This is a genomic window from Bacteroides sp. (assembly GCF_028690125.1).
Taxonomy (GTDB): domain Bacteria; phylum Bacteroidota; class Bacteroidia; order Bacteroidales; family Bacteroidaceae; genus Bacteroides.
Genome location: NZ_JAQVBV010000071.1, coordinates 1 through 13,340, shown reverse-complemented (window position 1 = coordinate 13,340; position 13,340 = coordinate 1). Strand labels below are relative to the sequence as shown.

Genomic DNA, 13,340 nt, shown 5'->3' with positions numbered 1-13,340 from the left:
TCTTGTGTTCTTATTCCATTAGCTTCAATACCAAATGAATATTCGGTAGCCGTCTTTTGTCCTTCAATCGTAAATGATTGATTTTCTTTCTTTACTACAAGTTTCATAATTCACTACGCTTACCTATACAGCATTAGGTTCTTTTCTATTTGGTTATTCGTTAATTTTCAAATTGGTAATTTTTACCCATCCATAGAACTGCCATAGCCTGTCCCTTATACAGTCTTTAATTTCAGCTTTCAAAGCTGGTTTACGTATTTTATCATCATCCAGTAGACTTATATCAAGGTCAAAGGATATATGCAGCTTCTTTTGTTTCATATTTTATTGTATTACGCTATTTGACATTCTGAATATTCACACTATACGTTGTAGCCTTACTTTGCGAACGCCCACTTTCTTTTCTGTATGGTCGGGTAAAGTCTCTGATATGATCAAGCACATCGTCAATTTCCGTGTCAGTGAAATCTTTCGATTTAGCCCATTCTTCACGGGCCGGGTGTTTCATATCTACCTCTATTTTTATAGTGATTACTTTTTTCATATTTATTTGATTTGAAGATTATTTAATCAATTCAAGGCAGATTCGCACCCCATCCATAATATCGTTTTTGATGGATAACAGACGAAGTTTAGCCTCCATACATCCTACATCAGAGAATTGCTTCTCTACTATTTCTTTCGCTTTAGCCAAAGCCATCTCATTTGCTTTGGCTAAAATTTCTTTTTCATTCATATCTTTATTGTTTTACTCCATCTCTAAAGTCTGATTAATTGAATCCGTCAAAGCCTTATATACCAATTGTTTATTACCCTTATCGTATTCCAACTCCACAGGATTTTGCAGTGACCCATTAGGCTCTCGATAAGGTCTACCGACTGATATGTTTACCGGAAGGTTTTTCTCTAAAACCATCTCAATAAAAGTACCACACACCTTTGAATGAATTTCTAATTTGTCTTTCATAAGCTACCATTTTATCTTTTACTTTACTCACTTCTTTATGAAACCCGCCCGACAATCGCTATTGCCAGGCGGAGATTCTTCTTGTTTCACCTTACACCTAAAGTATTTATCTTTAGACAGTGCAAAGATATATCATGAAATACACTACTCATGTGTATTTTATGATGTTTTATAGCATAAAATACACATAAACAACAGCAAACACACCGAATTTATCTTTTATTATATACATTTGCACGTGAAATAAACAGGAATATGGAAGAACAAAACGAATCGAAATCAGTATCAATAAGCGATTTCATTATCACTCAAAAAGTGGATGCTTTTCATAACACATACGTCAATACAGAAGACGAATCTACTGCTGACAATGTATTTACAGACTCAAAACTAAGGAAGTATTTTCATGCTTACCCACTAAGTATGGGCGATCCGTTGGCGGAATATATCAATCTACTAGGGAACCACGGTTTCAAGATGCAAACCAGCATAACCGGGGAACCGGCTATTTTCGTAAGACTAAATCGTGTTAAGAACAACTTCGCACTAGAAGATGCTTTCGGGAAAGAGAATGAAGAAGGGCAAAACGAAAGACATCCGTCACTCTGATAGAGCGTGACGGATGCCTTCATTATTCTACAAATCAGTGATTTCTCAGGCACTCAATAGGGCGCAGAGAAAGGCTACTGCCATACTTCAGAATGCCTACTGCGATACGGTGGTATCTCAACTGCGATACTCCGGTATCCCTACTGCGGTTTTTCGGAGGCTTCCAGAAGCCTATTTTTCAACCTCGCCGTATTGCCGTTTCATTCCATCCGGCAGAGTCTGGGCATAGAAGTCGGCCATCTCGGCCATCGTTGTGTGCACCAGTGCTTCCCAATCTTCGTTGACCTCTTCGTGTATTGTTTCGAGTGTAGCATATAGCTTCACATAAACACGGAACCCTTTTGCCTTGCCCACCAGACAGGGCTTTTCTATACTGGCGAGAAAAGTACGACGGCGTTCCTCACCGGCAGGCGTGTCTTGGAACATCCAGGCTACACCAACGAGCTGTGGGTACTTGGTTTGAATCACCAAATCTTTTCCTTGCACCAGCTCCGGATGGCGGGCGCGAAGGTAGGGCTGCACTAATGACTTCATGGCTGATCTTCTTTATAAGAGTTCATGACTGCAATGCCTGTAACATAATTCTCTTTATACCAATCGAGCGCTTGACTCATGACGCTGTTTGCATCTGCAAGTACTTCTTTTGCATTTACCTGATTGGTTTGGATATTCTGCAAAGCGCATGATAAGCGAATGACAATACGATATCCGGCTATCTTCAAAAACTTCTCTTTCGACATTACCCGGAAAGCATCATACTGATTCTGGCTGTCGAAAGCGAGTATCTGATAGAGGTATTGGTTTCCACCGGCTTGCAGGATAAACTTGCCGCTATCCAGCGCTGGACTCTCACAAAGGAGAAATCCGATTTTCTGTTGTACTATGGTATCTGACATAATTTTTTTTGTTATAGTCGTTGCCTTTCCACAACGAAGCAAATGCAACGACAAATATACTACTTTTTACTACTTCAATTAGATGGTTTCCAAAAAAGAATTCAGGACTCCAATTCGAGCAATGAATACTTATGCCTTTCAAAAGCACACCATTGCCACTCCCATGAGCAGTAAATACCTGCATCTTCTCTTTCTTGAACGATTTTCTGAACTTTTTCCCAATACGCCCGACGCTCTTCAATGGGTTTGCTATTCATGTCTTCAATGAAAAGTCTTTCACGTTCTCTTATCTCTTCGCTAGTTATACCGGAAGGGTTAAACGTCTGTCCAGTCATCCGGCTTTTGGTCTGCCGACGTTGGATAGCAATTTCTCTACGTAATGACATCTTTCTCATAATTGTTTCTTTATTAAAAAACTGTGATTTTTCAGAATCTCCATAGGGCTGTGCGGCTTCCGGAAGCAGTGATAATTCGCACAGTCCATAGGAAGGATTCTATGTTTACTTTCTCTTTGTTGGCAACTCCCAACCTTTCGAACGGGCTACCTCTATATTGAATTTCATCCAAACCTTTTCATCTACGAACTCAAAGTGCATGGTTCCTTTCTTATATCCACGAATCCGGAAGAATCCCCACTCATACCACTGCCCCCAATTCATCTTCATCCGGTTTACGAACGAATAAAGGTCAGTAGTATCGTCGTAATTCACACCAGTGAGATGGCACAAAGCTTTTACTATGTCATCAATTCCACCACCACGTCCACTGAAGCCATAATTCAATTCCACGCTCGTTCCCGGCCATCGGGTGTCATAACGACATACGTATGGCATGATAAACTTCCGGTTCACCATATAGTTGGCATTGGTTTTCCACTTCTCCCCGGCAGTAGAGTTCTCGGCACTAAACGAACAAATCTTATCAAAAGCATCAATCAATACTTGATTCATCCGTTGCCCATTGGTCTGCACAATGACATCAATCATCAGATAGATGTTTTTCATTGTGAATGGAATGTTGGTTTGCAACTCTATGAAACGGTTAATCTTTTCCATCACCCCACTAGTGACGTATTTACGCATATTAATCTTATCGAATAGAAACATCCATGATTCACGTTGAAGCCTCTTTTTGAAGAAGTCTCGTGTAATAGTGGTACAATAATCATTCCTGTTCGTTTGGTAGGCCCCAAAACGAATGCTGCTGCCTCCAATAAATCGGGTTAGTTCGTTTATTTCATTAGATGCGGACATAACTGCATCAAACCGAGTAACGGCATCTACATATCGGTTCACTACATCACGAATCACGTTGTATGGCATCAGACCTTCAGTGCCGCCATATTCCTCCATGTCTTCTTCCTCACAGAAATATCCGTCGAACTCTTCGTCGCCTGTGCGTGGTTTAAACAAACGGACGCAAGCCACCTGTACATTTGTTTTTCGTTCAGCACTGGCGAAACATTCACCCAAGTCGCGATAGTATCCCCTATCCTCAATAAGTTCTTTTAGCTTTGTACGAGTAGAATAATGACTGTTGGCCACCGTCTCGAAATTGCATAATGCTATGATTTCGCAACCTCCGGGAGCAATTTCATAAGCATGTAAAATATGCTTTGCATCGGCACTGAAAGGGGGATTCATCACAATCATATCAACGTGGCTTATCAGGTCGGGGGTCAAAAGAAGAAAATCATCTCCTATCAAATTACACTTTGTGCCAAGTATTCCACGCAGTTTGCTGTTCGTCTCGCAGGCTATTACTTCTTTGGCTCCATAAGATTGCAACCACTCGACAATGTTTCCGCTTCCGGCAGATGGTTCAAGGATTATTTTACCTTCCACTTTAGAATCTGCCATCATCATGTCTATAACTTCTTTGGGGGTGGGATAAAAATCCCGTTCGAATATACCTTCCATATTATTGTTGTATTATAGTTTATCTTTTATCTTAAATTCTCTATCAATCCCATACTTTAAAGATTATACATTATCTTCCTTTATCGCTTCTCTTAAATCCAAATACCTTCCAGCGTATAACATTCCACACTCTGAATGAAAGTTTATATCCGTAAGCCTGTATTCAATAAGCCTACAAATAACCCAATCACCTTTTTGCCTAGCTCTTTCGTGTTTATTTGCCAATTTACCCAGTTCCTTATAACTCATACAATAATCATTCCGTCTATTCAACTCCCTCATGGCCTCTTTATCCTCTTCCGGGAGTTGAACTTCTTCCGGCGTATTCGGTGATTTCTCACAAACCCCATAGGACGCCGCTACGGGAAACGCTTCTATCTGCCTAAGCGCTACTGTCCAGTTCTGAATTCTCCGGCGGGTACTTCCATCGGCCGGAAGCGTAAACACATCCCGATGACGGCTGACAGTATCATAATCAAATGCCATCGTATCACCGCTGACCATCGAAATTGCGAGTCTAACCTTCACATCACTTTCACGGATAAAGAAATATTCCATTAACCGGTCCCGGCAGAACTCTTCCACCTTTGCGAAATACTTCCGGAATGCAACCAAATCCGACGGGAAAAGCTGTGATTTTTCACCCATACCATAGGCTGGTTTATCGACCGCAACTACTTTAGGTTCTTCCTTGACAATTTCAATCGCCTCCGGCTGAACAGTCTGAACCTTTCCAGATTCACCGAACGCAACATCAATATAAGCATCAAATAACAGTGCAAACTTTTCGGCCTCTTCCCTGGTAGGATACGGGTACAGCTCCGAGCGTTGGAATTCGTTCATCGGTTTAAAACTTACCAAATAATCATTCCTCATATCGGCCGCCTCTAATTTATAGAACACATACGCCTCAAAAGCACGGGCGGAAAGTTCTACCATATCGCCCCAATACTTGCGCCCTTTGTACGTATCAATCCGTCGGCTACGGATGGCAAAGGCAGACTGCTCGAGTGCCTTATAGAGATTATAAGCAACTTGCATCAGAACTTTATTTTTGAGCTTCATACATCCGGACACGGAAAACAACATCGGATTTCCATCCGCACACATCATCATATTATCTAAGCTATGCCACCACTCATGAGCCAAACATCCGACACCGTTTAGCTTTGTCAAATTGATAACCCGTTTCCCTGACTCATAGTGTGCGGCCGCTTTTGCGATACCACGCGAACCAAACGCCAAAGATAACTGCTGATTGTGCGTCAGTGCATCCGTCCGCAAACCTGTGATTTTTGCGAGGTCACATAGAGCATCTGCACAACGGTTCAAACATTCAGCACGTTCTTCCTGGTTTACCCAATTGCCAAACTCAACCCCACGAAATGGGAACTTTGCTGCAAATGCTTCCGGTGTCATATCTTGACCGGCCCGATAGTCTTCCCCAAACCGAAGTAATTTAGCGGCATTGTCGCGTACTTCAGGAATCGTGCGCAAACGTTCATACTCCGCCCGTAATTCATCGGCATCTTCGTTCCTAACCCGGCGTGCTTCTTCGCTATTTTTCAATCCACGACGCAATACAATCTCAGGTTTTCCTTTCGGACAAATAAAATACTCCTTGCTTGAAGTCCAAAAGCGAACCTCCAAAACCGGTGATTTCACAGAAGTTCCATAGGAAGCTGCCATGCGTCTACGGATGTCTGCCACGGCTTCCTCGACGGTTAAATGATAGGCTCGATAATATTTTCCATCGTTCACGGCATAGGGCTTTTCTGAAATATAACGAGGCGTTAATACTACGCTATAAATACCCCTGGCGTATTCTTCTTCCGGCCAATTAGCAGCTTCCATTTCAGAGAAAAACAAACCAACAAGATCACTAGCTATATTTGAAGTGAATACACCATCTAACGTAATACGATCAGCGGAAAGGATATCCTGAATAATCTGCAATAAGATTCGCGTTTCTTTTACCCAACGTTGCACACCGTGAACCTTTGGTTTAGTAGTCAATTGATTCCAAACAAACCAACACATACGCGCCTGATTGGCCGATATAGCACCGGATAAGAACAGGCTGCGAAGGTCCGGCAAACGGTACACCTTGCTCAAAGGTTGCACTAACAACGCATCATCGGTAATTTGTGATAGGATCTCAATGTTTTCACGGATTAAATCTTTGCGGGCACCGCCAATCTTTTGGCCGAAATCGCCAATTTTTTTTGTAGTCTTCATAATGAAATAAAATTTAGATAAATGCCGGGGAACCGCCCCGGCTCGGTTATTAATTATTAAATCATTCGTTTATCTTTCCGTAGTCACTTGCGAAAAGTTGCAAAACTTCGATCAGGAAAGGGATCTCGGACGTTGGTATTACCATTTCCGACTCACCAGTAACGATGTGAGTAGTCGCTTTTTGTTCTTCATCTTGCTTGTTTGTTGAGATGGAATATTCGTGTATCCCATTTTCGCCATCTTCGAGCGTGTAGCTAATCTGGCGTTCTACACATTTGATATTCATTTCTTTACGTTTTAAAATTTGTATTAAACAATGTTGGAATTAAGCCTATTAATCGCCCTAGGCTCAACAATCATTGTTGTTTTGCGTTTCACAATCGCCATCAGGATGTGTTGTTCGCTCCATGGATACGGCAACAAGAACTTTCTCTTTTAAAAAATCAATATGCGCGCAAATATTTTATATTACAGTATTCTGTTTTTAAGTATATAACAAAGAAAAAGCCCTGAACATTCCGGTGACGCCAATCAACACACAAGATCGAAAGAACTTGTGTACACGGAACTTCAGGGCTGTATCTATTTCCTTCAGTTCTTTCAACATCAACCCCGCATGAGGGCATAATGCTTGTATGTTGATTGGCAACACAAATTTAAACAAAATATAGTTAAAAACAAACCGCGCGCTTGTTATTTTTTAGAAAAAGCAGTGATTTCTCAGAAGCTCCATAGGAGAGGTTTAAGCAGACTTCTTGAAATCGCGCAAACCGTTAAGCATTTCATCGAAAGAGATACGACCCTTTGCAAAGCAATAATGCCCAAGCCATGTGAACGTAGCACCATCGTATTTATATCCACCGTCCTGTATCTCAGCATGGTCAAACCGATCTCGTGCACTCACATCTTCCATCATATATTGAAAACAAGCGTTCAAACGCTCCTCACGGCTGTTTCCAAAAAAGAGACGGTATAAACCGCTTTCTTTTATTTTTAATGCCGTATTTTTAAACCTGTAGGGTAATCCTGCGATCATGTCTGCTAAATCGGTGAGACGGGCGTTAGTCTCTAAAAAAGCGTTCCGATAGTCATAAAATACCTTTTTCATACCGGGTGTACGAAGAATAGCTTCGGCAATTTCTTGACATTCAACGCCTAACGCATCGCTATCAGCGGCTATTTCTTCTATTGTCACCTTCCATGCTGCATTATCTTCATTAATATACAGATTCGGTGATTTCTCAGAAACTCCATAGGAATCGTTATACCATTTCCTGAGCTTCGCCAAATATTCGAAAGCGTCTATTGCGTGTGCCTCGAAGCATTCCGCGCAATGTCCATTGAAGCGATAACGCGCATCTTGGTCGTCAATGGTAAAATACATTTCTTCATCAACGTCTACATTTCCTTCTTCCATATTCAGAATATCGCCATACGCATTTCCAAAAAAAATTTCCATGTCAGTATATCTGATTACAAACGAATCATCATACACTCTATAAACGTCTATATAGGAAAAGCCCGATGTGCTATATTCCAGTCCATTACTTAATTTAATAATCGCTGCTGTTCTTAATGTTTTTGAAGTTTCCATATTCTTTATTTTTTAAAATTTATTGTATCTACTTTATAACATTGCATTCTAGTACCGGTTAGCCCATCCATGCGGAACCATTTCCCGTAATAATACTTATGCGCTTCCATTTGCGGTAAATTAACGGGGATGGTAAAGGAATCAGTGTTCCCGTACCGATCTTTCAAATAGACTCTCACGGTGGTTACAAACCCGGAGTTATTCATCAATGCTTTCATTTATTGTTATTTTAATCAGTGATTTCTCAGAGCTGCCATAGGGCAGTATCTGTCAGAAGAAAAAGCGTTCTCCCGGCTTGCGGAAAAGAAGGTAGCACACATATAAGCCACCAAACAACATTAGTGTTTCAATCATGATTATTAGCATTTCAGATTAACACAAGCCCGCAACACCCGCCAAAGTATAAAACTCGCTTTCTGAAATGAAAGGTATTCCAAGTTCATCGGCCTTGTCTTCTTTTTCGCCGCAACACTCGCCGCGAAGTACATAATCTACTTTACCGGATACCTCCCGAACGAAACGCCCGCCGTGTTCCTTTATAAAGTTCACATACTGTTTTCTGCTATGTCTCAAAGTGCCGGTAATACAAAAACTTTTGCCTGCAATGTTATTAGTTGCCATAATAATTTTCTTTTTGATTTTAATATTTAGGATGGGTGAAACGAAAGGGCGTAACTCTGGCCGTAACAGTACAAAATTGCACCGTTAAAACACAACTAAATACACCCTAAATGTAGATTAGATTCTGTTATCAAGAACCCATTTACGACGGTAATACATTGAATCTGTATTACGCCACCATGTACAGGCATTTATGATATTCAGGATACCGGAAACGAATGATCCGCCATTTGCTATAGCTTCGCTTTTCGCTCTCTCTTTGGAAAAGTAAACGTCTACATGAGAAGTAGATCCGTTGGAAATGTAAATAACTGCATAAGTTTTCATAAAGGTTTCGCAATTTATGAAATTAAACAATAAAAAATGCACTCTAAAAAGTTCGGCTGCGAAACCCACACAACCTGACGGTATATGTGTTGAACTTAATAGAGTGCTAATCTCTTTTCGGTCATCCTCTTTATAGATACAACAAAGAGGGCTATGTGGGTTTCGCATTACAAAGATACGGATAATAATTGAGCTACCAAACGAAAGAACGATTATTTTTAAAAACCGTGCAATTATTTATCTTTTTTCTCAAAAAGTTTGATGTTACTCGGTAGGATTACTACTTTCGCAACGTTTCACCAATAAAATCAAACAATTTATGAAAAAGTTATTATTACTATTAGTAACGATATCACTTACTACGCTTTTAACTCATTCTTGTTCTGAAGATGGAGAAAGCATTGACAAACAACAACTGATAGGTACATGGTCTATTTATGAAAGAATGGGAGATGTAACAGGCGTTAAAATCTCATTTGACAACTCTGGCTATTTCGATTTGCGTTATGACAAAGATCACGGACATACTGGTGATGGAAGGCCGGTAGCTATAGGCATGAGCCAATACGGAGAGTACTCCTTAAAAAAAGGACAAATAGTCTTAGAATGTAATTCCTCCAAAGTTTTTTATATAAAAATAAAATCCGCAAATGATACTTCAATGGATGTTGAAGTAGATACCGGATCAGGAAAATATAAGGTAACAGCTAAGAAACAATAAAGCACATATCAATAAGTAGTTAAGTACAATTTACTCGTACTTAACTACTTAAATACACCTTTTTCACCCCGCAACCCATCTATAGAAATCGCACCTATCCAGAAAAAATAACGTTTCAGATCGTCTGCTTTCTTCTTATTGAATAGGCATATAACGTGCGCCTGTTCTTATTTCAATTTCGCAAACTCCATAACCTGCCTGCGTCCCTTCGCTGATAACTTAAGATAATCACCTTCTTTCCCGCCACGAGGTGCGTCATTTCCACGTTCATAGGCTATCCCTATCGCGTCCAACGCATTAACATACACATCCATGTGCGACACAAACTTGCAATGCCTTCCCGATCGATTCCACCGGTTAGGATGCACCATCATGTCAGGATTTTTCAATAGTATTATAACTCGCTGATATTGTACACACAAATTGCCCGCCTTTGAATAAAGGTTCTTTTCGATTCTTGACTGTAAAGTAATTGCTTTCATAACATTTTTTTGTAGTAAAATAAACTTTGTGATTTCTCAGAAACTCCATAGGGTAGATTATCGGGGGAATAATCCCCCGATAACTTTTGTTTAGAGTCTGATTTCCTGAAAAGTATTCAAGTTAAAAATGGCTATCTGATTATTCAGTCTTGCAATTTGCAACGCCTCGGCTTCAGTATTGACAATAATAACGGCGTCGTAGTAATATAAGCCACTTTCATTATCTAGCCAACCGCCCACACACTTCACTCGGTCAATGTTTGCAGCTACATAGTCTACTACTTTTGCAAGTCCATCAACACCGAATGCGTTTTGAGTTTCTAAACAGGCAACAGCGTAACCTTCTTCTTGTACACTGAGTGTTTCTACATTAAAAGTAAATCCTTCAGGATTAATTGCAGCGATTGCAGCAATGGTTGAAAATAAAACAATTTTATTCATAATTAAAATATTGAAATTTACGGAAAAGCGTTCCGCTCGCTTGTCATTTGACTATACAAATATAGAGAATATTATTGAGACACACAAATTTTAAATAACTATTTTTCAGTCACTTGCATATATCATAACATCAGTCTACCCGTGCGCCATCGCCGGTCGTAGCGTGGCGGCTGGTTATCTTCAAGAGATGGATTCGAAAGTAGGTATATAGCATTTGAATAACAGATAATTAGTCGTTGTTTTAGCAAACCAGACCACAATATGTAAAGTGTATAGATTGAAAATAAAATGAAATAGAAAAGTGACATATATAATAAAAGCTCAATTCCTAAGAACTGAGACCTATACTCTTGCGCTACTACAAGTAAACCTCTATAATACAATACCTACTTATTTCTAAACTTGGGCGCTGTCCAACGAATTATAATCAAAACTATGACTCCTATATAAACCTTATCCTTATTAAAATTCCATCATGAAGATTCTACAATCTTATTCTTTGGACTTAATATTACAGAAGCATTGCAAGATGACAACCACATTATTGACCTCAGGGAAACGATCAGATATTTGACAAAGCTATTAATGAATTTAGCGGCAAAAGTTTTTCTGTATATAGTAAATCGGTCACTTATATCAATCCGAAGCTACCTAAAAGTGCTAAGTAATTTGAAAAAGGCAATATACAATTAATTAAAAGGTAACTTATCCGATTCCCTTATCTTTATTACTTTCTATTTTAAATCGAAACTCCCGTAGTTGGTCAATGGCGGGGTAAAAAGTGTGATTCTCCCAGTTTCGGTTAATCATAGAGATCATTGATTCGAGATATTTGCCACAGTCGAGGATAGTAGTACTCTTATTGAGTTTATAACGTCCTTCCGGATAAAATTTATCTTTGAGAATATTTTGCGCCCATGCGAGTAGCTCTTGGACTGATTCGTTATCGTAGTTTCTCTCCATAATATTATTTTTTCTCTGTATTTCTTCGCCTTTCTACTCCTGCATCACGAAGTATTCGATAAACTGTCTGTTCTGACTTAACCCCACTCTTATTCTTAATTTCAACTATCGACACTCCATCATTATACAACTCTACTACTTTATCTTCCTGTTCTTTCGATAATCTTTTTCCTTCCCGAAGCGGAATATCCCTTCTTTTTAAAATAGCTAAGACGGTAACGTGTGATAAATTGGCAAAAGCAGCTATTTTCTTTAGATTCCAATTAGCAAGATATTGCTCACAAATGAGTAATTCCTCTCGTTCAGTTATTACTTTACCTCTTAATCCCATCCTTAGTTGATTTTAAAAGAAACTCACCAGCCTTCCTCAAAGCAGATGTCATTTCACTTATAGAACCCTCATCCACCCATTCAATATTTTCTATATCAGACAATTGCCCGAATGTTATCTCACCAACGAAACGCGGTGGTTTAGTTCTTCGGATCATCTTTTTGTCGCAAACATCAAACAACTCGTACACAGCCTGTTTATTTTCATTGCGATCGCAATCGCATAAAGAATAATCGGGCAAATACTCTTTTTCGCTTGTAGAAGCTAATATATCACCACATAGAGGGCACTGTAACACCCACATTGCAGACCCTATTTTCTTTTTATTTGTTACTTTCATTTCGCTAAAGTTACTTTGATCTTAACACAATCATTTATCATACACTGAGCAAATACCTCATCTCTATAGTCGCAGGCTTCTTTAATATTGTCGGCTGTGATCATTTTTGTATCCAGCTCATTATCATCTTTATCTAAATAAGTTAATTTGTAAGTCTTCATAACGTGTAAATTTCAAATTATTTTTTTATATACCAACTAGTACCGTTGGCATATCCAACCTCTTTATAAGTAGTATTCTTGGCTGGAAAAATGACGCCACCGATTCTTTTCACCTCTTCTTCGCTTATCGCTGAAGGATATTCAGCAAGTATATGCTGAACGGACATATCTTCTTTGTTGCTTAGATATTTTTTATATGCTCTCTTGACATCGGATATTTCAACGCCTTCGTTCAATTTTACAAAGAAATGTTTTTTGAAAGAAGCGCCTACGTGATGATATTCATAATCAAATGTACCAAATCCATTATCTTCTATATAATACCCAATAGCCGGGTTTAAACCAATATCAGTCAAACCATCTTCAATAGCCTTAAGCGCTCTGTCTGATAAAGAAACTTCTTTGCCTTTAACCTCTGATTTTGTATATCCATTGTTGCTTTTCATAACATTTTACAGTTTTAAGTGTGTCTCACTGTTTTAATTTGATGTCACAAATATAGGATTTATTGTGATTGGATACAAATAAAAACAGGAAAATGTTTAGTTGAAAATGATGATTTAACATATACAAACAAAAAGCCCTGACCTTTCAGCCAGGGCAGTTACCTGTCCGCTGACAAGTAAGCTTCTACTTCTTTCTGATCCGATAAACCATCCACCCAATAATAACCAAGCCAAATACTATGATAATCCCCAAAGCCCAACCACCTAGCTCCATCTTTATTGAC

The 13,340-nt window shown here is 39.3% G+C and carries 23 protein-coding genes; 2 read left to right on the top strand and 21 right to left on the bottom strand.

Going from position 1 to position 13,340, the window contains the following annotated elements; translation table 11 throughout:
- Positions 1-153 precede the first annotated feature (153 nt).
- The 4 genes from PHO71_RS24040 to PHO71_RS24025 are packed head-to-tail and all read right to left on the bottom strand — an operon-like array spanning position 154 to position 967.
- A complete protein-coding gene (locus tag PHO71_RS24040; RefSeq protein WP_300208533.1) occupies positions 154-321 on the bottom strand; it encodes a hypothetical protein in 168 nt (55 codons plus the stop codon).
- 16 nt (positions 322-337) lie between these two features.
- Complete coding sequence (locus PHO71_RS24035; protein WP_300208531.1) at positions 338-544, bottom strand: hypothetical protein; 207 nt, start codon at positions 542-544, stop codon at positions 338-340.
- Positions 545-562: 18 nt separating this feature from the next.
- Positions 563-736 carry a hypothetical protein gene (locus PHO71_RS24030; protein WP_300208529.1) on the bottom strand — a complete coding sequence of 58 codons (174 nt, stop codon included), beginning with the start codon at positions 734-736 and terminating at the stop codon, positions 563-565.
- Positions 737-748: 12 nt separating this feature from the next.
- On the bottom strand, positions 749-967 hold the full coding sequence (locus PHO71_RS24025) for a hypothetical protein (protein ID WP_300208527.1): 219 nt from the start codon (positions 965-967) through the stop codon (positions 749-751).
- Between the two features lie 255 nt (positions 968-1,222).
- On the opposite strand from PHO71_RS24025, the gene PHO71_RS24020 reads away from it, so the two are divergent.
- Positions 1,223-1,576 (top strand): hypothetical protein, encoded by a 354-nt coding sequence (locus PHO71_RS24020; RefSeq protein ID WP_300208525.1) that lies wholly within the window; start codon positions 1,223-1,225, stop codon positions 1,574-1,576.
- A gap of 171 nt (positions 1,577-1,747) precedes the next feature.
- Here the strand turns inward: PHO71_RS24020 and PHO71_RS24015 are convergent, their stop codons facing one another.
- The 10 genes from PHO71_RS24015 to PHO71_RS23970 form a co-directional block, all read right to left on the bottom strand.
- On the bottom strand, positions 1,748-2,110 hold the full coding sequence (locus PHO71_RS24015) for a hypothetical protein (RefSeq protein WP_300208523.1): 363 nt from the start codon (positions 2,108-2,110) through the stop codon (positions 1,748-1,750).
- On the bottom strand, positions 2,107-2,472 hold the full coding sequence (locus tag PHO71_RS24010) for a hypothetical protein (protein ID WP_300208521.1): 366 nt from the start codon (positions 2,470-2,472) through the stop codon (positions 2,107-2,109). Before PHO71_RS24010 ends, PHO71_RS24015 begins: the two co-directional genes overlap by 4 nt.
- Positions 2,473-2,573: 101 nt before the next feature.
- Positions 2,574-2,867 (bottom strand): hypothetical protein, encoded by a 294-nt coding sequence (locus PHO71_RS24005; RefSeq protein WP_300208519.1) that lies wholly within the window; start codon positions 2,865-2,867, stop codon positions 2,574-2,576.
- A gap of 105 nt (positions 2,868-2,972) precedes the next feature.
- Positions 2,973-4,391 (bottom strand): DUF4942 domain-containing protein, encoded by a 1,419-nt coding sequence (locus tag PHO71_RS24000; protein WP_300208517.1) that lies wholly within the window; start codon positions 4,389-4,391, stop codon positions 2,973-2,975.
- A gap of 63 nt (positions 4,392-4,454) precedes the next feature.
- A complete protein-coding gene (locus PHO71_RS23995) occupies positions 4,455-6,629 on the bottom strand; it encodes an LPD5 domain-containing protein (protein ID WP_300208515.1) in 2,175 nt (724 codons plus the stop codon).
- A 61-nt stretch (positions 6,630-6,690) separates the two neighbouring features.
- Positions 6,691-6,915 (bottom strand): hypothetical protein, encoded by a 225-nt coding sequence (locus PHO71_RS23990; RefSeq protein ID WP_300208513.1) that lies wholly within the window; start codon positions 6,913-6,915, stop codon positions 6,691-6,693.
- 456 nt (positions 6,916-7,371) lie between these two features.
- Complete coding sequence (locus tag PHO71_RS23985) at positions 7,372-8,223, bottom strand: hypothetical protein (RefSeq protein WP_300208511.1); 852 nt, start codon at positions 8,221-8,223, stop codon at positions 7,372-7,374.
- A gap of 5 nt (positions 8,224-8,228) precedes the next feature.
- Complete coding sequence (locus PHO71_RS23980; protein WP_300208509.1) at positions 8,229-8,441, bottom strand: hypothetical protein; 213 nt, start codon at positions 8,439-8,441, stop codon at positions 8,229-8,231.
- A 154-nt stretch (positions 8,442-8,595) separates the two neighbouring features.
- Positions 8,596-8,844, bottom strand: a complete 249-nt coding sequence (locus PHO71_RS23975; RefSeq protein WP_300208506.1) for a BRCT domain-containing protein — start codon at positions 8,842-8,844, stop codon at positions 8,596-8,598.
- 117 nt (positions 8,845-8,961) lie between these two features.
- Positions 8,962-9,171, bottom strand: coding sequence for a hypothetical protein (locus tag PHO71_RS23970; RefSeq protein WP_300208504.1), 210 nt, complete (start codon positions 9,169-9,171; stop codon positions 8,962-8,964).
- A 319-nt stretch (positions 9,172-9,490) separates the two neighbouring features.
- Between PHO71_RS23970 and PHO71_RS23965 the strand changes: the two genes are divergently transcribed.
- Positions 9,491-9,892 (top strand): hypothetical protein, encoded by a 402-nt coding sequence (locus PHO71_RS23965; RefSeq protein ID WP_300208502.1) that lies wholly within the window; start codon positions 9,491-9,493, stop codon positions 9,890-9,892.
- A 167-nt stretch (positions 9,893-10,059) separates the two neighbouring features.
- Here the strand turns inward: PHO71_RS23965 and PHO71_RS23960 are convergent, their stop codons facing one another.
- The 7 genes from PHO71_RS23960 to PHO71_RS23930 form a co-directional block, all read right to left on the bottom strand.
- Positions 10,060-10,374, bottom strand: a complete 315-nt coding sequence (locus tag PHO71_RS23960) for a hypothetical protein (protein ID WP_300208500.1) — start codon at positions 10,372-10,374, stop codon at positions 10,060-10,062.
- 90 nt (positions 10,375-10,464) lie between these two features.
- The gene (locus tag PHO71_RS23955; protein ID WP_300208498.1) at positions 10,465-10,815 is read right to left on the bottom strand and encodes a hypothetical protein; all 351 of its coding nucleotides are present in this window, start codon (positions 10,813-10,815) and stop codon (positions 10,465-10,467) included.
- Positions 10,816-11,520: 705 nt separating this feature from the next.
- On the bottom strand, positions 11,521-11,781 hold the full coding sequence (locus tag PHO71_RS23950) for a hypothetical protein (RefSeq protein WP_300208535.1): 261 nt from the start codon (positions 11,779-11,781) through the stop codon (positions 11,521-11,523).
- Between the two features lies 1 nt (position 11,782).
- Complete coding sequence (locus tag PHO71_RS23945) at positions 11,783-12,109, bottom strand: helix-turn-helix domain-containing protein (RefSeq protein WP_300208497.1); 327 nt, start codon at positions 12,107-12,109, stop codon at positions 11,783-11,785.
- Positions 12,093-12,449 (bottom strand): hypothetical protein, encoded by a 357-nt coding sequence (locus PHO71_RS23940; RefSeq protein WP_300208496.1) that lies wholly within the window; start codon positions 12,447-12,449, stop codon positions 12,093-12,095. Before PHO71_RS23940 ends, PHO71_RS23945 begins: the two co-directional genes overlap by 17 nt.
- On the bottom strand, positions 12,446-12,610 hold the full coding sequence (locus tag PHO71_RS23935) for a hypothetical protein (RefSeq protein WP_300208495.1): 165 nt from the start codon (positions 12,608-12,610) through the stop codon (positions 12,446-12,448). The genes PHO71_RS23940 and PHO71_RS23935 overlap by 4 nt, the downstream gene beginning before the upstream one ends.
- A 17-nt stretch (positions 12,611-12,627) precedes the next feature.
- On the bottom strand, positions 12,628-13,056 hold the full coding sequence (locus tag PHO71_RS23930; RefSeq protein WP_300208493.1) for a hypothetical protein: 429 nt from the start codon (positions 13,054-13,056) through the stop codon (positions 12,628-12,630).
- Positions 13,057-13,340: the final 284 nt, after the last annotated feature.